This window comes from Bradyrhizobium vignae, assembly GCF_900324035.1.
GTDB classification, from domain to species: domain Bacteria; phylum Pseudomonadota; class Alphaproteobacteria; order Rhizobiales; family Xanthobacteraceae; genus Bradyrhizobium; species Bradyrhizobium vignae.
In genome coordinates this window covers 7,529,574-7,549,192 of record NZ_LS398110.1, presented here as the reverse complement: position 1 = coordinate 7,549,192, position 19,619 = coordinate 7,529,574, and the positions used below count along the sequence as shown (strand labels likewise).

Annotated in this window: 22 protein-coding genes; 8 read left to right on the top strand and 14 right to left on the bottom strand. The window is 64.6% G+C overall.

Annotated elements, in window-relative coordinates; translation table 11 throughout:
- Window positions 1-57: 57 nt before the first annotated feature.
- Complete coding sequence (locus BRAD3257_RS36295) at window positions 58-1,257, bottom strand: MFS transporter (RefSeq protein WP_122406948.1); 1,200 nt, start codon at window positions 1,255-1,257, stop codon at window positions 58-60.
- 184 nt (window positions 1,258-1,441) lie between these two features.
- On the opposite strand from BRAD3257_RS36295, the gene BRAD3257_RS36290 reads away from it, so the two are divergent.
- From BRAD3257_RS36290 to BRAD3257_RS36280, 3 genes are all read left to right on the top strand, one after another.
- The gene (locus BRAD3257_RS36290) at window positions 1,442-2,245 is read left to right on the top strand and encodes an MBL fold metallo-hydrolase (protein WP_122405826.1); all 804 of its coding nucleotides are present in this window, start codon (window positions 1,442-1,444) and stop codon (window positions 2,243-2,245) included.
- Between the two features lie 160 nt (window positions 2,246-2,405).
- On the top strand, window positions 2,406-3,419 hold the full coding sequence (locus BRAD3257_RS36285) for an alpha/beta fold hydrolase (RefSeq protein WP_122405825.1): 1,014 nt from the start codon (window positions 2,406-2,408) through the stop codon (window positions 3,417-3,419).
- 15 nt (window positions 3,420-3,434) lie between these two features.
- Window positions 3,435-4,382, top strand: coding sequence for a fatty acid desaturase (locus BRAD3257_RS36280; RefSeq protein ID WP_122405824.1), 948 nt, complete (start codon window positions 3,435-3,437; stop codon window positions 4,380-4,382).
- A 72-nt stretch (window positions 4,383-4,454) separates the two neighbouring features.
- Here the strand turns inward: BRAD3257_RS36280 and BRAD3257_RS36275 are convergent, their stop codons facing one another.
- Both BRAD3257_RS36275 and BRAD3257_RS36270 read right to left on the bottom strand, forming a co-directional pair.
- Entirely contained in the window at window positions 4,455-4,697 is a 243-nt protein-coding gene (locus tag BRAD3257_RS36275; RefSeq protein ID WP_122406947.1) for a hypothetical protein, read from the bottom strand.
- A gap of 135 nt (window positions 4,698-4,832) precedes the next feature.
- Entirely contained in the window at window positions 4,833-5,813 is a 981-nt protein-coding gene (locus BRAD3257_RS36270) for a helix-turn-helix transcriptional regulator (RefSeq protein WP_122405823.1), read from the bottom strand.
- Between the two features lie 86 nt (window positions 5,814-5,899).
- Between BRAD3257_RS36270 and BRAD3257_RS36265 the strand changes: the two genes are divergently transcribed.
- Complete coding sequence (locus BRAD3257_RS36265; RefSeq protein WP_122406946.1) at window positions 5,900-6,544, top strand: glutathione S-transferase family protein; 645 nt, start codon at window positions 5,900-5,902, stop codon at window positions 6,542-6,544.
- A 4-nt stretch (window positions 6,545-6,548) separates the two neighbouring features.
- Here BRAD3257_RS36265 and BRAD3257_RS36260 read toward each other — a convergent pair whose 3' ends face one another.
- From BRAD3257_RS36260 to BRAD3257_RS36245, 4 genes are all read right to left on the bottom strand, one after another.
- A complete protein-coding gene (locus BRAD3257_RS36260; protein WP_122405822.1) occupies window positions 6,549-7,334 on the bottom strand; it encodes an enoyl-CoA hydratase/isomerase family protein in 786 nt (261 codons plus the stop codon).
- An 11-nt stretch (window positions 7,335-7,345) separates the two neighbouring features.
- Complete coding sequence (locus tag BRAD3257_RS36255; RefSeq protein ID WP_122405821.1) at window positions 7,346-8,452, bottom strand: cyclic nucleotide-gated ion channel; 1,107 nt, start codon at window positions 8,450-8,452, stop codon at window positions 7,346-7,348.
- A 163-nt stretch (window positions 8,453-8,615) separates the two neighbouring features.
- Window positions 8,616-8,834, bottom strand: a complete 219-nt coding sequence (locus BRAD3257_RS36250) for a hypothetical protein (RefSeq protein WP_122405820.1) — start codon at window positions 8,832-8,834, stop codon at window positions 8,616-8,618.
- Between the two features lie 239 nt (window positions 8,835-9,073).
- Complete coding sequence (locus BRAD3257_RS36245; RefSeq protein ID WP_122405819.1) at window positions 9,074-10,519, bottom strand: TAXI family TRAP transporter solute-binding subunit; 1,446 nt, start codon at window positions 10,517-10,519, stop codon at window positions 9,074-9,076.
- A gap of 396 nt (window positions 10,520-10,915) precedes the next feature.
- Here BRAD3257_RS36245 and BRAD3257_RS36240 point away from each other — a divergent pair, with 396 nt between their 5' ends.
- A complete protein-coding gene (locus BRAD3257_RS36240) occupies window positions 10,916-11,263 on the top strand; it encodes a DUF3307 domain-containing protein (protein WP_174221653.1) in 348 nt (115 codons plus the stop codon).
- A 240-nt stretch (window positions 11,264-11,503) separates the two neighbouring features.
- Window positions 11,504-11,902: a hypothetical protein gene (locus BRAD3257_RS40165; RefSeq protein ID WP_162500465.1), complete on the top strand. Its 399-nt coding sequence runs from the start codon at window positions 11,504-11,506 to the stop codon at window positions 11,900-11,902.
- On the opposite strand, the gene BRAD3257_RS36230 is transcribed toward BRAD3257_RS40165, so the two are convergent.
- Entirely contained in the window at window positions 11,899-12,213 is a 315-nt protein-coding gene (locus BRAD3257_RS36230) for a YkgJ family cysteine cluster protein (protein WP_162500464.1), read from the bottom strand. The genes BRAD3257_RS40165 and BRAD3257_RS36230 overlap by 4 nt on opposite strands.
- A 5-nt stretch (window positions 12,214-12,218) precedes the next feature.
- Window positions 12,219-12,917 carry a helix-turn-helix transcriptional regulator gene (locus tag BRAD3257_RS36225; protein WP_122405816.1) on the bottom strand — a complete coding sequence of 233 codons (699 nt, stop codon included), beginning with the start codon at window positions 12,915-12,917 and terminating at the stop codon, window positions 12,219-12,221.
- 127 nt (window positions 12,918-13,044) lie between these two features.
- Between BRAD3257_RS36225 and BRAD3257_RS36220 the strand changes: the two genes are divergently transcribed.
- Both BRAD3257_RS36220 and BRAD3257_RS36215 read left to right on the top strand, forming a co-directional pair.
- The gene (locus BRAD3257_RS36220) at window positions 13,045-13,320 is read left to right on the top strand and encodes a hypothetical protein (RefSeq protein WP_122405815.1); all 276 of its coding nucleotides are present in this window, start codon (window positions 13,045-13,047) and stop codon (window positions 13,318-13,320) included.
- A gap of 35 nt (window positions 13,321-13,355) precedes the next feature.
- On the top strand, window positions 13,356-14,084 hold the full coding sequence (locus tag BRAD3257_RS36215) for a glutathione S-transferase family protein (RefSeq protein ID WP_122405814.1): 729 nt from the start codon (window positions 13,356-13,358) through the stop codon (window positions 14,082-14,084).
- Window positions 14,085-14,243: 159 nt separating this feature from the next.
- Here the strand turns inward: BRAD3257_RS36215 and BRAD3257_RS36210 are convergent, their stop codons facing one another.
- From BRAD3257_RS36210 to BRAD3257_RS36190, 5 genes are all read right to left on the bottom strand, one after another.
- Window positions 14,244-15,395, bottom strand: coding sequence for an ABC transporter substrate-binding protein (locus BRAD3257_RS36210; protein WP_122405813.1), 1,152 nt, complete (start codon window positions 15,393-15,395; stop codon window positions 14,244-14,246).
- Window positions 15,396-15,473: 78 nt separating this feature from the next.
- Window positions 15,474-15,893 (bottom strand): acyl-CoA thioesterase, encoded by a 420-nt coding sequence (locus tag BRAD3257_RS36205; protein ID WP_122405812.1) that lies wholly within the window; start codon window positions 15,891-15,893, stop codon window positions 15,474-15,476.
- 207 nt (window positions 15,894-16,100) lie between these two features.
- Entirely contained in the window at window positions 16,101-16,862 is a 762-nt protein-coding gene (locus BRAD3257_RS36200) for an SDR family NAD(P)-dependent oxidoreductase (protein ID WP_122405811.1), read from the bottom strand.
- Window positions 16,863-16,887: 25 nt separating this feature from the next.
- The gene (locus BRAD3257_RS36195) at window positions 16,888-18,771 is read right to left on the bottom strand and encodes a feruloyl-CoA synthase (RefSeq protein ID WP_122405810.1); all 1,884 of its coding nucleotides are present in this window, start codon (window positions 18,769-18,771) and stop codon (window positions 16,888-16,890) included.
- Window positions 18,768-19,577, bottom strand: a complete 810-nt coding sequence (locus BRAD3257_RS36190) for a crotonase/enoyl-CoA hydratase family protein (RefSeq protein WP_122405809.1) — start codon at window positions 19,575-19,577, stop codon at window positions 18,768-18,770. Before BRAD3257_RS36190 ends, BRAD3257_RS36195 begins: the two co-directional genes overlap by 4 nt.
- Between the last annotated feature and the right edge of the window lie 42 nt (window positions 19,578-19,619).

Genomic DNA, 19,619 nt, shown 5'->3' with positions numbered 1-19,619 from the left:
TCGCGATGACTGAGAGGAGGAGGTTGCGGGAACCCAATCTTCTCCGCGTTGCGGCCCTCAATACTTCTTCACCGCCGCGCCAAAGGCCAGCCACAGCGCCATAGACGCGAGGCCGAAGCCGCCGAGCAGCAGGAAGGTCGGGCCGTAGCCGATCCATTGCGCGATCCAGCCGCCGAGTGCGGGACTGAGGCTCGCGCCGACGCCCTGCACCGTGATCACGGCGCCCTGGCCGAGATTGATGCGGCCGGTGCCGTTGAGCGAGCGCGCGACCATGCCGGGGACGGCGACAGTTTGCAGTCCGGTGCCGATGCCGTCGAGCACCTGCATCGGCACGACACCCCACCATCCCGTGACGAAGAAGGCAAGCACGCCGCGGACGGGTAAGAACATGAAGGAGACCAGGATCACCGGCCAGTAATTGCGCTTGCTCGCCGCCTTCATCGCGATCAGCGAGGTCACGATCATCATGCCCTGTGCGATCACGATGGTGGTTGCGACGAAGCTCGGGCCGTTGGCCTGGCCGTCGGCCACCGCCGCAAGTCCATAGAGCGGCACGATGGCGGCGTTGCCGAGATGGAACAGCGCGAGTGTCAGCGCCAGCACGAGCAGCGGCTTGTGCTTGAGCAGCATCGTGAGCGCATCCGGCGGAGCTTTGGAATCGTCCTCCTTGCTGCCGCGCGCGGCGCGATCATCGATCGCCTGGGCTGGAATCATCAGCACGCAGGCGATCGCGATGGCGCCGAATATGGCGGCCAGCAGGAACACGGCGACATACCCGAACTTGTAGCCGAGATAGCCCGACAACGCGGCGCCGACCATGTTGCCGGCGTGGTTGTACGCCTGGTTGCGGCCGTTGAGCGCGTTGAAGCCCTTCTGCTTGGCGATGCCGAGCGTGATACCCGTCACCGCCGGCACGATCGCCGCACTCGCCAGCGATTGCGCGACCTGGGAAAAGGTGACGGCCCAGAAGTTTTGCGAGATCAGGATGATCGCGGAGGCAAGGACCACGCAGATGCCGGGGATGACGACCCACATGCGCTTGTTGCGGCTGGAATCGATGAAGCCGCCGATCGGAGTGGTGATCAGCATGCCCGCAACGTTGCCGATCGTCATTGCGGTGCCGATCAACCCGCTGGCCCAGCCGCGCTCCTGCAGGAAGACGCCGACGAACGGTCCGATGCCGGACTGCATGTCGGCCATGAAGAAGTTGAGCGCGAACAGGGGCCAGATACGAGACGGTGAAGGGCGCGATGTCATCGAGACGCTCAACGCAATGTTGCCGATCGACTGGGATCTCGCATGAGGCGGAGACTGCGGGCTCATAGGTGCCCGGGCGGACCAGAACCTAACCTGCGCTCATGACGTTGGTTCCGATCGCCCTTGCGATCGCGGCCCCGCGACGTCATGTCATACTTGCGACGGTCTCAATAGGACTACGGCCATGCCACTCTGGACCTGCGAAACCTGCGGCGCGCAATTTCCGGATAGCGGACATCCGCCCGCATCCTGTCCGATCTGCGAGGACGAACGCCAGTATGTGAACTGGAAGGGGCAGACCTTCATGACGCGCGAGACGGTGGCCGAACGTCACCGCGTCGTCTGGCGCGACGATCTCGGCCTCACCGGTCTCGCCCTCGAGCCGAGTTTCGCCATCGGCCAGCGCGCGCTGCTGGTGCCGCAGGCGGATGGATGCATGATGTGGGACTGCGTGCCGCTGGCGACGCCGGAGGCGATCGCTCACGTCCGCTCGCTCGGCGGGTTGAAAGCGATCGCGATCTCGCATCCGCATTATTATGGTGCGCTCGCCGACTGGAGCGATGCCTTCGGCGGCGTGCCGGTCTATCTGCACGCGGACGATGGCCAATGGGTGACGCGTCCACATCCGTCGATCGTGCACTGGACCGGCGATCAGCATCGCATCTCCAATGACGTGCTGCTGCTGCGCACCGGCGGCCATTTCGCCGGCGCCACCATGCTGCACTGGGCACGCGGTACGGACGGCGCGGGCGCTCTGCTCACCGGGGACATCGCGCAGGTGACGATGGACCGCCGCTTCGTCAGCTTCATGTACTCCTATCCAAACTACATGCCGCTCAACGCAGCCGCGGTGCGGCGGATCGCTGCTGCCGTCGAGCCGCTCGCCTTCGATCGCATCTATGGCGCCTGGTGGGGACGCAACATCGCCAGCGCTGCCAAGGCCGCGTTCGCGGCATCGGTGGCGCGATATATCGCGGCCATCGCCTGAGACCCGGCGCCCGATCGGATTTGTCTTGCCGGTCCATAATAAATGTACTATAAGTACAGTTATTGAGTGTGACGCAATGGCGCGTCTGCTGCTGGCATGATCGATGCATCGCCGCTGCCGCGTCGCGTCGTGGGGGCCGCGAGCGAGAGTGGGACGCACAATGGCTGAGCGCGATTATGAGATCTTCGAGGCCGGCGACGTCGTGCTCCAATCCGGCGTCGTCTTTCCGAAGCTGAAGCTCGCCTACAAGACCTACGGAACGCTCAGCCCGGCCAGAGACAGCGTCATCCTCTATCCGACCTCGTTCAGCGCGCAGCACTTCGACACCGAGTGGCTGATCGGGCCTGACGGCGTGCTCGATCCCTCGCGCTATTTCATCGTCATCCCGAATCTGTTCGGCAACGGCCTGTCATCCTCGCCGTCGAACTCCGCCGCGCCGTTCCCCGAACTCAGCTATCACGACGCCATCGCCGTTCAGCATCGCCTTCTCGCCGAGCGCTTCGGCATCACAAAGCTCGCGCTGGTGTATGGCTGGTCGATGGGCGGCATGCAGGCCTATCACTGGGCGGCACTGCATCCTGATATGGTCGCGCGTGCCGCGGTCGTCTGCGGCAGCGCGCGTTGCGCGCCCTACAACTACGTCTTCCTGGAAAGCGTGAAGGCCGCCTTGACCGGCGATCCCGCTTTCCGGGACGGCCGGTTCGTCGAAAGGCCCGTCGCCGGCTATCGCGCCATGGGACGCGTCTATGCCGGCTGGGCGATGTCGCACGGCTTCTATCGCGACGAGCTCTGGCGCGAGGCCGGCTTCACCTCGCTCGAGGACTATCTCGTCCGCGCCTGGGATGCGACTTTCGCGCGGCGCGATGCCAACGATCTCCTGGCGCAGATCGGCATCTGGCAGCGCGGCGACATCAGCCGGTGCTCGGCCTTCGGCGGCGATCTCGATCGCGCGCTCGCCGCGATCAAGGCGCATATGCTGCTGATGCCGGGCGCGACCGATCGCTATTTCGACGTCCGCGACAACGAGGACGAACTCGGCAAGCTGATCAATGCAAAGTCAGCCGTGCTGCATCCGATCCCATCGCTGCACGGCCATCGCGCCGGCAATCCCGTCAACAATCCCCGCGACCAGGCCTTCATCAAGGCCGAGATCGCCGGGCTCCTCCGCAAGTAAGACAGGCACCCGATCATGACTGATGCAACCGTTTCCGAGTCCGGCCATCGCCTGAAGCCGCTGAGCCCGGCGATGCTGCGCGAACTGTCGGCCCGCTCCAATTTCCAGGGCGCGGTGCGCAGCCTTTGCCATTACGGCGTGGTCATTCTGGTCGGGTCGTTGATCTGGAAAGTCAGCTCGAGCTATGGCGTCCTTTGGGCGCTGCCGCTGATGGTAATACAGGGCTATTTCGTCGCCTTCCTGTTCATGGCGGTGCACGAGACCGCGCACAAGACCGCGTTCAAGAGCCGCGGCCTCAATCTCACGGTCGGCTATCTCTCGGCCTTCATCATCGGGCAACCTTACGAATATTACTGCTTGTTCCACTGGGACCATCATCGCTACACCCAGGATCCCGAGAGGGACCCGGAGCTGATCGTCGGCGTGAAGCCGAAATCCGACACCCAGATCGTGATCGCCTATAGCGGCTTGCTCCAGGTTGCGGGCCGCCTCCGGCTGATGCTCGGCCATGCCGTCACCGGCAACGTCACGGTGCCCTGGATCCCCGAGAACAAGCGCGCCATTATCGTGACCGAAGCGCGCGTCTATGCCGCCCTCTATGTTCTGCTGCTCGCGCTCTCGCTGTGGTTCTCCTCCGCGCTGCTGCTCATGGTCTGGGTCGTTCCGCTGGTCATCGGGCAATTCTTCCTGCGGCCCTATCTCTTGGCCGAGCACACCGGTTGCGATCGTACCCGCAGCGCCTTCCAGAACACCCGCACCACCTATACCGCTGCCATCGTCAAATGGTTCGCGTGGAACATGCCCTATCATGTCGAGCATCACGCCTATCCCTCGATTCCCTTTCACGCATTACCGAAACTGAACGAGATCGTCGACGGCGAGATCGTCCATCGCGGGCGCGGCTACATCAGGACGACGCGCGAGACCTGGGCGTGGTTTCGCCGACAGCGGCAGGCCGGCTGACACCAAAATCGCTTGAACGAACGCAAAACCCCGGCCGCAATGCGACCGGAGCTTTGTCGTGAACGCGAGTTATCAGTAGATCCCGTAGGCGCAGACATTCACGACGCGCACGCGCAGGCCGTGGCGGGTCCGGACGACGCGCTCCTGGTAGCAGTTGCTGACGCCGGTGTTGACGTAGATGCCGCCATAGCCCCAGCCCGGGCCCCAGCCATGACCCCAGTGATGGAAGCCGTGAGCCGAAGCGGCGGTGGGCGCGAGAGCGGCAGCGCCGAGCGAGCCGGCAGCGATCAGACCAAGAGCGAGCTTACGAAACATCTTCATTCTCCAGTTTGGCGCGAGGCCGTTGTTGTGTCCCTGCGTCTGCGTCGGCGCGAGCCGCGAACTCGTTCATGGCGCGAGGGAAGAATCGTGTTTCAGGATTGTTTCGTCGCTGCGGCAAATGTGCCGCTGTCAGGCTCTTCGTACCGCGCGATAGCGCACAGCCATCGCCTGTGTCAGCTCGGCCATCTTGTCGCGGAGATCGGCGGGTTCCAGCACTTCGGCCTCGGGCCCGAGCCGCAGCAATTCGGCTGCGGCGTGCCACGACGTCTTGCCGACCGGCAGTCGCGCAATGCGCCAGCCGTCTGCGTCGGCCGTCTCATCGAGCTGCGTGCGTGTCTTGACGTAGGGCTGGCTCAGCGCGTCGAGCAGCTTGACGCCGAACGGCGACAGCCGCACGATCGCGACGTTGGGATGCATCTCGGCCTCGAGGCGAAGTGTCGCGGCCTGCCAATAGGCGGCGAGATCGAAATCGGCGGGGCGATCGAAGCGGTCGTCGAGCGCCGTGCAGTCGAGCACGCGCGCGACGCGATAGGTTCGCACGCTGCCGTCGACTTGCCCGGCGAGGTACCAGCTGCCGCCTTTCAGCACGAGGCCGAGCGGGGCGACGCGGCGCTGCCTCTCCGCGCGCCAGCTCTGGTAGCGGATCTTGATCAGCGTGCCGCGCAGGACGGCGCCGGCGATGCTGCGCAGGTGCTTCGGGTCTTCCGCTTCGCCGAACCAGCCCGGCGCGTCGAGGTGAAAGCGCTCCTGCATCCGCCCGGCGTCCTCGCGCAGATTCGCGGGCAGCGCCGCCATCAGCTTGTTCTGCGCGGCGATCATCGCCGCGTCCAGCCCGAGCGCTGCGGCCGGGCCGGGCAATCCCGCCAGGAACAGCGCGCCGGCCTCGCTCTGCGACAGCCCGTTCAGCCGGACGCGATAACCGTCGAGCAGGCGATAGCCGCCTTCCGCGCCGCGGTCGGCGTAAACGGGAACGCCGGACGCGGCGAGCGCGTCAATGTCGCGATAGATCGTGCGCACCGACACCTCGCAGGCCTCGGCGAGCTCGGGCGCGGTGACCTGTCCCCGGGCCTGGAGGGTGGTGAGGATCGACAGCATCCGGCTCGCGCGCATGATCCCTTAAACCATACCTGACACAAGATGTCAGGTATGGTCCGCTACAAGCTGCGCCGTTGCCAACCCGCCAGATGGAGAGTGCCATGACCGATCCGATCCGCGTCACCCTGTTCTATTCGCCGCAGACGCGCGCCACCGGCACGCGGGTGCTGCTGGAGGAGCTGGGAGCACCTTACGATCTCCATATTCTCAACATGAAGGCCGGCGAGCAGCGCAAGCCCGCCTATCTCGCCATCAACCCGCTCGGCAAGGTGCCGGCGGTTCGCCACGGCGAAGCGCTGGTGACCGAGCAGGTCGCGATCACCATCTATCTCGCCGATCTGTTCCCGCAGGCTGGGCTGACGCCCGCCCTGAACGATCCGCTGCGCGGGCCTTATCTGCGCTGGATCGCCTATTACGGATCGTCGTTCGAGCCGGCCCTGATCGACAAGTTCATGCAGCGCGAGCCGGCGCCGATCACGCAATCGCCCTATGCCGATTACGACACCATGCTGGGTGCGCTCGAGGCCCAGCTGGCGAAAGGACCCTATCTGCTCGGCGAGCGCATGACGGCGGCCGATATCTTGTGGGGCGTCGCCTTCAGTTGGACCATGATGTTCGGCATCGTCCCGAAGAAGGACGTCTTCGTAAGATATGCCGAGCGCATGACCGCGCGGCCGGCGTTCCAGCGCGTCACCGCCGCCGACGCCGAGATGGCGGCGCAGCATGCCGCTGCGGCGGGTGGATGAGAGTTCAAAACCGCGGTGCTCTCTTTTCGGCGAACGCCTTGATGCCTTCCTTGATCTCCTCGCCGCGCATGCTGTCGCGGTGGCGCTGGTCGGCGGCTTCCTCATCGAGCTCACCGCGGGCGAACTCGTTGATCGCGCGTTTCATGCCGCGCATCGCCTGCGGCGCGTTGCCGGCGAGGAGGCCAGCGAGCTTGTCGACCTCCTCGTCCAGGAATTCCACCGGCACCATCGCGGTGAGATAGCCGATGCGCAGCATCTCCGGGGCGCTGATCTTTTGTGCGGTCAGGAACAGCTTCTTCGCATTTTCCACGCCGAGGCGGGTCACGTAGCGTTTGATACCGCTCGGGTAATAGTGCAGCCCAAGCCGCGCCGCCGGCATGAACATTTCCGCGGTATCGACGCCAATGCGGAAATCGCAGGCGAGCGCGAGGTCGGTCGAGCCGCCATAGACGCCACCATTGAGCCGGCAGATCGTCGGCACGCCGAGATCCTCGAGCCGGTTGACGACCACCTCGAAGGCCGAGCCCGCGCTCTGCTGCTCGCTGGCGCTGACAGCGCGTTCTGCCACCGAATTGAGATCGTAGCCCGCGGAGAAGGCGCGTCCGGTGCCGGTCAGCACCAGCACGCGAATGTCGCGATCGGCCTCGACCCGGTCGAACAGTCTCGTCAATTCGCCGAGATCCTCCGCCTGGAGCCGGTTGAGATGCTTCGGCCGGTTGAGGCGGATGGTGGCGCGGGCGCCGGTGATCTCGAGCAGGGGGCTGGATGCCGCCTCGGCTGTGTCCGACATTCTTGTCTCCATTACTTGTTCTCGAGCGCACGCCGTTTTGCTTCCGCGTCGATAGTTTCGGCGAGATCGGGATGCCGCGCCATCAGCACGCGGAAATCGACGAGGTCGAGCACCAGAAGCCGCGACACTTTCGTGGTCGAGACGTTCGCGCCGCGCTTGTTGTTGCCGAGCAGCGCCATCTCGCCGAAGAAGTCGCCTTCGCCGAGCTGCACCTTCTTGCCGGGCAGATCGACCTCGACCTCGCCGGCGGCGATAAAATACATGCAGTCGCCTTGCGCACCTTTGCGGATGACCGTGGTGCGCGCCGGCAGCTCGATGGTGCGCAGCATGTGGGTGACGTCGGCGATGGCCGCGGGTCCCAGGGTCGCGAAGAACGGTACCTTGCTGACGGACTCCCAGGTCTTGAGGAAATTGTCGCGCCGCGTCTCCGCGGCGAATCCGGTCGCCAAAATACCGGTCCAGAGGCCGAACACGCCGAGGCCGGAGATCATCACCAGGGCCGCCACCAAGCGCCCTAGCGGCGTGACCGGCACGACGTCGCCATAGCCGGTCGTCGTCAGGGTCACCACCGCCCACCACAGCGCGGCCGGTACGCTGCCGAAGGTCTGCGGCTGCACGTCGCGCTCGAGGAAATATTCGGCGACGGAAGCGAGGAAGACCACCATCAGGAAGATCACGAGCACGCTGAGCAGCGGCCCCGATTCCAGCACCAGCACGCGGCGCAGCTGCCGCAGGCCGGGAATGCCCGGCACCACCTTCAGCACCCAGAGCACGCTGAGCAGCCAGGCCGTCTTCGGCTCAACGCCGAGGAGAAGCGCGACCGGCACGGCCAGCGCCCCGATCGCGTCGACGATGCCGGCGGAGGAGGACACATAGAGCGAAAGACGCCCCTGCCGCGCCATGTGGCGCAGCCGCACCAGCCATTCGAACACGAAATAGGCGAGGCAGGTCCAGAGCAGGGCGTCGACCCAGCCGCGCGCCTCTTTGGCCTGGCTGTCCGTCAGCAACACCATGCTGAGCACGCCGACGATCACCGCGACATAAGCCGCCTTGGTCATGTTGCGGCCGGCCGTGGCGGCCGTGAACTGGGCCAGAGCGGAGATCAGCGGCTTGGACATGCGGGAAGGCTATTCGGTCTCGGGGCAAGTCTCGAGGCCCCGGTTGGGACGTCGACACCAAAGTGCCCGCCCGGGCGGAGGCCGTCAACGATGGCGCAGGCCGTTTTGCAGGCGCCGCTGCGCCGGGCCTTGCCGGTCCGTGCCGCCATCGCTGGCGGAGTGGCTATCTGAAGTGTGGCGGCTCGTCGTAGCCGCGACGGCTGCTGAAGAACAGCAGTACCATCAGCCCGACGCCGACGATGACGGAAAACCCCGCACCCAGCGCCAGCGCCACATAACCTTCAGTCGGGATCGGCTCACCTTCGACCGCCATCGCGGAATAGGCGAAGTAGCCGGCCGCCGCAAGCATTGCCAGAAGGAGGGTGATCAGGAGTGCACGCATGCCGCGTTCTCCGGTTGTAACTGAAAGCCAACGGTTGCGGATGGGCAGGGTTCCAGACCGCCGGCTCACGATCAGGCGGGACATCATAGCCTCAGTGCCGTGCCCCGGGCGCGGCGCAGCACGTATTGATGGCAGCGCATGGTGTGGTGGGTTCCTGGGTCCCGGCTCGGCGCCGCAACGCCTTCGGCATTGCAGCTTGTCCGGGACATGAGGGTGGTGGGTTGGCCCAGCCCGGTGGATCAGGCGCTCTGGGCGGTCTTCACCACCACGACATTGCTGTCGTCCAGCGGGGCCGGGCCGGCATCGCGCGCGGTCTTTTCAGCTTCGCTGGCATGACGTTTCAGATAGTCGCGGCGCATGCCGATTTCGTCGCGGACGAATTCGTAGCCGAGCTTGAAGGTGTCGAGCCCGTCGGTACTGATCGTGCCGTCTCTGAGGCCGATCACGGCGCCGCGCAAGATGGCCTCCAGCTCGTCTTGGAGGCATTCGAGCTGATCCAGCGAGTGGGCGTGCTCGATCCGCTCGCCGATATCGAGAATCGCAGTCGAGAGCTCGCTGGCCTTCTCCGGTGCGATGCGGGTGATCTTGGCGTAGATCGCCGCGAAGATCGAGCCGATGACGCTGAGCGCGGCGGCGCCCAGATACATCATGTCGCTGTACTTATCCATGAACGACTTGGTGTCGTCGTTGATGTAGTCGGCGGCGCCCCGATGCGCGATCACGAAGGCGTCCTTCTCGACGGAGGCTGGCTCTATCCTGGTGGCAAAGCCGTTGTCGAGTCCGAGTGCGGACTTGTTCTCGTAAATGGTGCGTGCGAGCTCGCCGGCGGTGGTCGGGGACATCCTGGATTGTGCGACCAGCAGCCATTCGAGCCCGATCGTGTCGAGATCGTCGTCGGGAATTTGCGGCGAGGTCGACAATGTACCCGCTGTCAGCGTCTCGTCGGAAATACCCGGGAATTTGCGCGCCAGCGCCTTGGCCTCGTCGATCGCGTTCAGCGTGAAGCCGCCGCGTTTGGCGGCTTGCTCATAGGACTTGTCCCGCACCGCCTTCGAAGCGTGGACGATGGCGACCACTGCGCCGAAGCCGTTTGACGGCGCAAACAGCTTGTCGAGTGTTGTGCCCTGCGGCGCCATCTGGATCTTCGCAGCGTCAGGGCCGTCGGGAACGTCGAGGATGCTGCGGACGAAGGCGAGCGAGGCTTCGTTCTCGGCGACGACCGCGACCCTCTTCTTCTTCAGCTCGGCGAGCGACTTGATCTTCTTGTTGCCGGGACCGAGCAGGAGCACGAGGTCGTGCTCGAGGATCGCGAGTGTGCGCGCCCGCAGCGGTACCCTGGCATCTGTGCGCAGCACGGTGAGGTCGGCTTGCCTGCGGTCGAACTGGACGACCGCCTTGGCGTTGTCGGCGTTGCTGACGATCTTGATCCGGAAGCGCGAGGCGTTGTTCTTCAGGAGAGCAGCGAGCTTGGCCGCGAACAGTGCCTCGTCGCTGTTGGGTCCACCGACGGCAAAGGTGAGCGTTTCCGAATTGTGCACCAGCGTGCGGCCGGCCCAGACGGTGGCAAGCGACAGCAGCAGGGTCAGCACGACGTAGAGGAAAACCTGCTGCTGGTTGGTCTTGATCACCTTGGTGCGCCGGGGCGGAGGCACGGTCGGCGATGCGGTGGGGCCTTCAGTACCCATGGCAGCACTCTGGCCTTACTCTTTGATGGCGGGTAGTGCGCTCATGGGCGGACGCCCCGTAATTCGTAAACGCCTGAAAAAAAGAACGATATTCTCTAGCGGCGATGATAGCGCCGGGCTAGCGGAATGCAAAGTTCGAGCCGGAGGGTAACCTTACCCGATGTGGCCGCGGCTATTGGTCATCCTATCACGTTAGCCACAGTTGGCGATTTTCCGGTTCCACCCGGCTGCATTCCGCCGCGGGAGATGTCATAAATCACGCGTCCCGGCGATTTGACCGGTCCAAGAAGAAGTCGCGCTGAACGCTCCAATTCTTCTCGTCACGTCAATGAGGGCGTCAGCTTGTCGTTTCCAACCATGTTATCGGCGATTCCGGTTGAAGCGCTCATTGGCTGGATGTTGCTGCTCACCTTCAAGCACATCATTGCCGATTTCGTTCTCCAAACCGCCTGGATGGCGCACGGCAAGGACCAGAAGCATGGCTGGGCCCTGCCGCTTCTGGTGCACTGCCTGGTCCACCTTGCCGTTGCGCTGCCCCTGATCGTGATCGTGGCGCCAAAATTCTGGTTCGTGGCCTTCATTGATTTCGCGATCCACATCACGATCGACCGCGCCAAGGGATTCGTCTCCGCCAATTTCGGCGTCGACCTCGCGCATCCCTGGTTCTGGACCCTGATCGGAGTCGACCAGGCGCTGCATCACCTGACCGGCTTCGGCCTCTCCATCTTCATGGCGGCGAACTGAGGGCTGCGCAGTCATTCCGGGGCGGTCCGCAGGACCGAACTATGGAGCGCAATTGCGCTCCTGAGAGAATCTCGAGATTCCGGGTTCTCGCTTCGCGATCCCCGGAATGACAGCAATCAGCAAAGCCCGCCCTCCTGATTCGCGGGTCACGCGCAACTACCCCGGACGACTGCCGCCCGGCGTGGTTAACCTTTCGTTAGAGAATTGCGCTGCATCTTCCGCACACGAGGGAGAACTGCAATGTTTTCAAGCCGCGACACCTTTGAAGGCGATTTCTGCCCGGTCCGCGACGAGCTCCTTGGCGAGATGTATCGCGCCAGCGAGAGTGGCCTGCCGAGGCTGGTTGAGAGTGTTTCCCCTGATGTTCGCGCCAGGCTGGCGCTGTTCTGCTACCGCCGCAGCCATCTGCACTCGCTGGCGGTCGCGATCGCAGCAAGCTGCAGCGAGCGCGACCTGATCGAGAACGGCGGCCGCGTCGGCTCGACGCTCTACACGCTGTCGCGCGAAGGCACGGCGAAATCCTCATCGTCGCTGTCGGGCGGGCGCAAGCCGATCACGCTGTCGACCAAACCGCTCTCGGTACTCGCACCGCTCGATGACGAGCTCGACGACGAGATCAGCGAAGCCGTTCCGGCCTAAACGGCCTCTATCATCGGCAACCCGAACTTCCGCCGCGCCATCGCGCATTCGGCATCGCCCGGCATGCAGGTGCGGCACACGTCCGGCCGCACTTCATAGATGCCGCAGGCCGTCGCTTTTCCGATTTCCCCCTGCAAGGCCGCGCAGCGATCACCCTCGCAGCGCATGCCGGACTGGCGCGCGTTGACCAGCGCGTCGGGAATCGCGGCAAGCTCCTCGTCGCTCTCGATCGAGAAGCGCGGCCAGTTCTCCGAATAGCTGCAGCAGGCGCCGCAACCCTGGCAACAGCTCGACAGGTCGATCTCTTCCATCGTCCTCACGTATCCTTTGGCGGACCCCAGACCAGGCTCTGCCGCCATCTTGCGCGCAGCACGTCGCGCCGCTCCGGATATTTCTCGTCGAGATAGGTCGCCTCGACCACGCGATCGGTGCGGAAGCTGCGGAAGTCGCCGCGCAGCTCGCACCAGGCTGCCAGCAGCCGCACCGCTTCGAGATAGCCGACCGAAATCGGCCAGATCACGCGCTCGCTGGGGCGGCCTTGCTCGTCGCGATAGCGCAGCATGATCTTCTTGCCTTCGTGGATATGAGTGCGGGTGCGCGCCATGTCCAGGCGGTCCGGCTCCCTGTTCCAGCTCGGCCGCGCCCGGCTCGCCGGCTCCAGCACGAAGGGCCGCAGGCGCTCAGGCACGGTGTCGGCGATCTTGGCCATCAAGTCTTCGGCCGCGCGCGCCAGAGCGGAGTCGGCGTGGCCTGCGACCCATTGCGCACCCAGCACCGCCGCCTCGATCTCGTCGGGTGTCAGCATGAGCGGCGGGAGGTCAAAACCCTTTTCCAGGATGTAACCCATCCCGGCCTCGCCGCGGATCGGCACGCGCTGGCCGATCAGGGTTGCGATGTCGCGATAAATGGTGCGCTTCGAGGTCTCGAGCTCGGCTGCGATCGCGTCCGCCGTCAGCGGCTTACGCGTGCGCCTCAGCACCTGGATGATTTGAAACAGCCGGTCGGCGCGTCTCATGACAGGTCTCTTATCGCTGCTTTTTCTCGGTGGTCTTTCTCAGAAGGCGGCGTGCGGCTGCTGACAGAATGTTGGCAGCAGGTGAGTTCTATACCGGGGCAACACATCGACTGAAGAGGATTTGTCCATGATCATTCCAACCCATTTCGGCCCGGCCGGCCCGTTGTGGCGGAGCCAGCCTTTCCAGGTGCAGGCGTGGCAGGCTTGGGCATTCAGCCGCCTCGTTTCGCTCGATTTCACCATTGTCGACCTCCGCCTTGCGCTCGGGACCGCCGTGACGCGTTCGCTGGTTCATGCCGCGGATGCGCTGGTCCGCCATTTCATGGGGCTCGCCTGGCGAGGGGCCCGCTTTGCAGAAGATATCACGGCTGCTGCCACCATGGTGGCAGCAGCAGACCGCTAGGTTCCTTCTCGTTCGACAGGTTCAGGAGAGCTCGCATGATCACGCTTTACGGCTTTGGCGCTGGCTTCGGCCTGCCGGAAATCAGCCCCTTCGTCACCAAGACGGAGGTGCAGCTCAAGATGGCGGGGCTGCCATACCGGAAGGAGCGGGCAATGCCGCCGGCTTCGCCCAAGGGGCAGCTGCCTTTCATCGACGACGGCGGCGAGGCGGTGGCCGATTCCACCTTCATCCGCGCCCACATCGAGCGCCGCTACGGCTTCGATTTCGATGCCGGCCTCTCGTTGCAGGAGCGTGCGCAGGCTTGGGCGTTCGAGCGCATGATCGAGCATCACGTCTACTGGGCGCTGGTCGGCGCCCGCTGGGTGGATCCGGTCAACTTCGCCAAGGGCCCTGCGCATTTCTTCGACGGTGCGCCGGAGCACAGCCGCGAAAAACTCCGCGAGGACGCACAGTTCCGCATCGCCGAGAACTATCTGCTCTCCGGCCTCGGCCGCCATGCGCCCGATGACGACGTCGATCTCGCCGTGCGCTCGCTGTTCGCGCTGTCGGTGCAGCTCGGCGACAAGGCGTATCTGATGGGCAACAAGCCCTGCGGCGTCGACGCCACCGCCTTCGGCGCACTCGCCGGGATCTTGACGCCATTCTTCGAATCTGGACTGCGGCAGCGGGCCGAGGGATTTCCAAACCTCACGGCGTATGTCGACCGCATGATGGACGATTACTATCCGGAGTTCGCCTGGACCCCGCTGCGGCAGGCGGCTTAGCGCTTGCAAGTCGGTTATTCGTGAAGCGCCGAACTCCCGACATCGTCATGGCCGGGACAAGCCCGGGCATGACGACCCAGGCGGCAATTTGATCCCGAAGAAGAACAAAAGAGCCGGCCCGATGGGCCGGCTCTCGTCGTCTCAAAACTGTCGCTCTGCCTACTTCACCAGCGAGTACTTGCCGTTCTTCACCGTCAGCAGGATGCGCGAGCGCTCGTCGAGGCCGTAGCGGTCCTTTTCGGTGAAGTTGTAGACGCCTTGACTCGCTGCAAGCTCCTTCTCTGACAGCAGTGCCTGACGAATCGCTTCGCGGAATTCCGGCGTTCCGGGTTTTGCGGTTTTCAGCGCGGTGGGGATCACGCGCTTCAGGATCTCGAATGCATCGTAGGAATGGCCGGCGAACTGGCTGCGGCTGTTCGGACCGTACTTGGCTTCATAGGCCGAGTTGAGCGCGAGGCCCGGCTTCTTGGTGGCAGCTTCGTCCGGCTGGTCTTCGGGGTCCATCACAGGACCCGAGGCCATCAGCACGCCCTCGGCCGCTTTGCCGGCGATGCGGATGAAATCCATGCTGGCCGCGCCATGGGTCTGGTAGATCAGGCCCTGATAGCCGCGCTCGCGCAGCTCGGTCTGCGGCAGCGCGGCGGCGGTGCCGGAGGCGCCGACCAGGATGGCGTCGGGATTGGCCGCGACGAGCTTTAGCACCTGTCCGGTCACCGAAGTGTCAGGACGGGCGAAGCGCTCCTCGTCGACGATGGTCATGCCCATCGGCACCGCCTGCGCCTTGAGGTCGTTGAACCAGAGATCGCCGTAGGAGTCCGAATAGCCGATATAGCCGAGCGTCTTCACACCCTTGGCTTTCATGTGGTCGTACAGAACCTTGCCCACGATCGGAATCGGCTGCGGCATTGCCACCGACCACTTCATGCGCTCCGGCGTGATCGGGAAGGGTGCCAGACCAAAGTGCGGGATGCCGGCTTCGTTGGCGACGTTGGAGACCGCGATCGTCGGCGGCGTCAGCGCCGAGCCCATGATGATGTCGGCCTTGGATTCGGTCACGAAGCGCCGGGCGTTGGTGGTCGCGGTGGTGGGATCGCCGCCGTCGTCGAGCACGATCACCTTCAGCGGCACGCCGCCGATCTCCTTGGGCACGAATTCCAGCGCGTTGCGCTCGGGAATGCCAAGCGCCGCGCCCGGTCCGGTCGTGGTGGTGGTGATGCCGATGGTGATTTCGCTGGTCTGGGCCAGCGCAGGCAGTGCCGGCAGCGCCAGTGCGGCCGCAGTGATGGCAGCGGTCAAATAAAAGCGTTTCATCTATTCCTCCCTTGACGTCGTTCTTTGAAAGCAGAAATCGGGGGCCAATTCAGCCCCCTCTTTTGGTGATGCGGCGATTTAGCGTCCCGTGAATTTGGCGACCATCTCCGGCGGAAACGGTGCCGATTTCAGCTTGTCGGGGTTGGCAGGATCGCGGCCGACCAGGACGCGGGTCTCGAACCCCTCGATCGCCAGCGCCTCGCCCTTGTAGACGTCGTGCTTCACCTCGAAGCTCGAGCGCTTGATGCTCTCGATTCTGGTTTCGATGGTGATCCAATCGCCATAGGTCGAGGGGATGTAGAACTTGGCCCGCGTGTCGACCATGGGAATGCCCACCAGGCCGTACTTGCGGACCAGGTCCTGCTTGGAGAAGCCGGCGACCTCGAACAGGGTCGAGGTCGAATCGTCGAACATCGCGAAATAGCGCGGGTAATAGACGATGTTGGCAGGGTCGCAATCACCCCACTGGATCTGGACCTCGCGCCGGTTCACGAACATGGCTTATGCATCCACTAGCGCTGTGCCACGCCTCTCCCGGAGGGAGAGGTCGAATTGCTCCTTGCGATGCGCAGCATCGTCAAGAGCAATTCGGGTGAGGGGTTACGGTCCCTCGATAGGGCAGGGCCCCTCACCCAGCGCTGCGCGCCGACCTCTCCCGATGGGAGAGGTAAGGTCGAGGTCGCTGTTGCAATCCCGCTCATCAATTTACTTCGGCGCCATGCGCAGCGAGCCGTCGAGGCGCACCACTTCGCCGTTCAGATAGGCATTCTCGACCATGTGCAGGGCGAGTGCGGCGAACTCGTCGGCATTGCCGAGCCGGCGCGGGAAGGGGATCGCGGCAGCGAGCGAGTCCTGGGCTTCCTGCGGCAGGTTGGCGAGCAGCGGCGTCAGGAACAGGCCGGGCGCAATCGTCAGCACGCGAATGCCGAACTGCGCGAGCTCGCGCGCGATCGGCAGCGTCATGCCGACGATGCCGCCCTTGGACGCCGAATAGGCGGACTGGCCGATCTGGCCGTCATAGGCCGCCACGGAGGCGGTGTTGATGATGACGCCGCGCTCGCCGCTCGCCTGCGGCTCCAGCTTGGACATCTCGGCCGCGGCGAGGCGCAGCATGTTGAAGGTGCCGATCAGATTGACCTTGATCACCTTGTCGAAGTCCGAAAGCGCCATCGGACCGTCACGGCCAACGACGCGTTTTGCCACGCCGATGCCAGCGCAGTTGACCAGCACGCGCGCCGGGCCGTGGGCCTTCGTCGCCTGCGCGATCGCGGCTTCAGCGGACGCGGCATCGGAGACGTCGCAGGTCACGGCCACGCCCTTGATCTCGGCCGCAACCGTTTCGGCAAGCTTGGTATTGAGATCGCACACCGCGACCTTGGCGCCCTGCGCCGCCAGCTTTCGCGCGGTGGCCGCGCCAAGCCCTGATGCGCCGCCGGTGACGATGGCTGCCTGATCCTTCAACAACATGGCGTTCTCCTTTGGTGATGATTTCTCAAGCGACCGATATCACACGGTCCGACGGATTGGCAGCGTAGAGCTCGTCGATCAATGCGGTGCGATGTTCCAGCACGGCGCGCTGGTTGATCGAGCCCTTGTCGGTGACCTCGCCCTTGTCGATCGACAGCGGCGTGTCCATCAGGATCGCGCGCGTGATCCGGGTCGAGGAGCCCGTGGCCTGGCTGAGGAAACCGGTCAGGCGCTCGCGGAAAGCCTCGCGAACCAGCCGGTCGCGCGTCGCGACGACCAGATCGTCGGCCGGCAGCGTCGGGTTGATCAGGCGGCAGCCGTCGAGATCGAGCACGACCAGCGCGCAGATCTCGTCGCGGTTGAGGCCGGCGATGACGACGTCGCGCACCAAGGGCGCGCAGGCCGCAACGAAGCGCGCGCGCAAGGGGCCGACGCTGACCCAGGTGCCGCTCGCCAGCTTGAAATCCTCGCTGACGCGTCCGTCGAAGTCGAAGCCGGCGTTGAGATCATTCGGGTCGGCGGGCTTGAGCGCGTCGCCCATCTTGTAAAATCCTTCCTCGTCGAAGGATTTTGCGGTGATGTCGGGCTGGCGCCAGTACCCCGGCATCACGTTCGGTCCCTTGGCGCGCACCTCCAGCTTGCCGTTGTTGGGCACCAGCTTGGCCTCGTTGCCTGACACCGGGAGTCCGACATGACCGGAGCGGCTGGTGCGCGGATTGACCGACATGAAGAACGGTGCGGTCTCGGTGGCGCCAAGGCCGGTCAGCATCGGCACGCGATAGCCCTTCTCCTTCACCGCGAGCTCGTCGAGACTATTCCAGACGAACGGCGATAACGCGGCGCCCGAGAAGAACATCGCGTGCAGCCGGTCGAAGAACTTTGCGCGCAGCCCCTGGTCCTCGCGCAAATAGGGCAGCAGCGATTCGTAGCCCTTGGGCACGTTGAAATAGACCGTCGGCGAAATCTCCTGGAGATTGCGCACGGTCTCCTCGATGCCGCCGGGCACCGGTTTGCCGGCGTCCAGATACATCGAGCCGCCATTGTAGAGCGTCAGCCCGATATTGTGGTTGCCGCCAAAGGTGTGATTCCACGGCAGCCAATCGATGATGACGGGCGGCTCGTCCTTGAGGAAGGCGAGCGTTTCGCGCAGCATCACCTGATTGGCGCAGATCATGCGCTGGGTGTTGATGACGGCCTTGGGATTGCCCGTCGAGCCCGAGGTCAGCAGGAATTTTGCGATCGTGTCGGGGCCGATCCTGCTATGGACGTCGTCGAGGTCGCCGCGGATCGGCGCGGCCATGAGGTCGGCAAGCAGGGTGACGTCGCGGCCCGGCACGCTGCCGTAGGACGCGGCGATCTCGGTGCCGAGCGAGACGTTGGCGGCAAGCGCATCGGCGAACTTGTCGGCGTCCTCGGCGAAGACGAGGCCCGGCGTCAGCAGCTTCATCAGGTAAGATAGCTTGCCGTAATCCTTCGACACCAGCGAATAGGCCGGCGACACCGGGCAGAACGGAACGCCTGCGTACAAAGCGCCGAAAGCCAGCAGCGCGTGGTCGATCGAATTGCCGGAGAGGATCACGACCGGCCGCTCCGCCGACAGGCCGCGCTGGATCAACGCGGAGGCAATGTGCCGGCTCGCGGTGAGCAGCTCGGCATAGGTGATCTTGCGCCAGCCGCGGCCGCCTTCACGTTCGGCCATGAAGACGCGGTCCGGCGTGGTCGTGGCCCAGTGATGCAGGCGATCGGTGATGCGGACCGGATAGTCGCCGAGCGGCTGCTTGGGCCTGAGATAGATCGTGCCGTCTTCACGCCGCTCGATGTTGACGACGGGATCGCCGAACGAGATCGGCCGCAGCGGGAAAGTGCTCGCGCCGCGCTCCATGCTGGAAGAGGACGGCTGCGCACTCATGACTTCGGCTTCACCTTTGCGGTCTTGTGCTCGAGGAATTCGCGGATCCTGCGCTTTGCCTCTTTATCGCTCTGCGCGACGGTCGCCATCAGCGACTCCATCAACAGGCCGGTCTGCGGATTGGCCTCGGCGATCATCGGCAACGCCTGGAGCACGGCGAAATTCGTCAACGGCGCGTTGGACGCAACCTTGGTCGCGAGCTCCAGCGCCTTGCCGAGCCCGTGGCCGGCCTCGGTCAGGTATTGCGCGAAGCCGTAGGACGCGCCTTCGGTCGCGCTATAGACGCGGCCCGTCAGCATCATGTCCATCATCCTGGCAACGCCAATCAGCCGCGGCAGCCGCACCGAGCCGCCGCCACCGACGAAGATGCCGCGCTGTCCCTCCGGCAGCGCGAAATAGGTCGAAGGCTCGGCGACGCGGATATGCGCAGCACAGGCAAGCTCCAGCCCGCCGCCGATCACGGCGCCCCTGAGCGCCGCGATGACGGGCACGCGGCTGTACTGGATGCGGTCGAACACCCGATGCCACATCTGGGAATGGAGCAGGCCGCCCGTGGCGTCATGCTCGGTCAATTCGGACAGGTCGAGACCGCTGGAGAAATGGTCGCCGATGCCGTGGATGACGACCGCGCCGATGTCCTCGGGCAGGTTCGCGAAACACTCGCCGATTTCCAGGATGATGCCGTCATTGAGCGCATTGCGCTTGGCGGGCCGGTTCAGACCCACGGTCAGAACCCGGTCTGCCCGCTCGATCCGGAGTAGCCCGGAGGCGCCCGCGTTCGCGGTCTCGGCGTTTCCCTGTGTCATTTGCGTCCTTGTCAGAATAGTTATGTTGTATAACGAATTTTG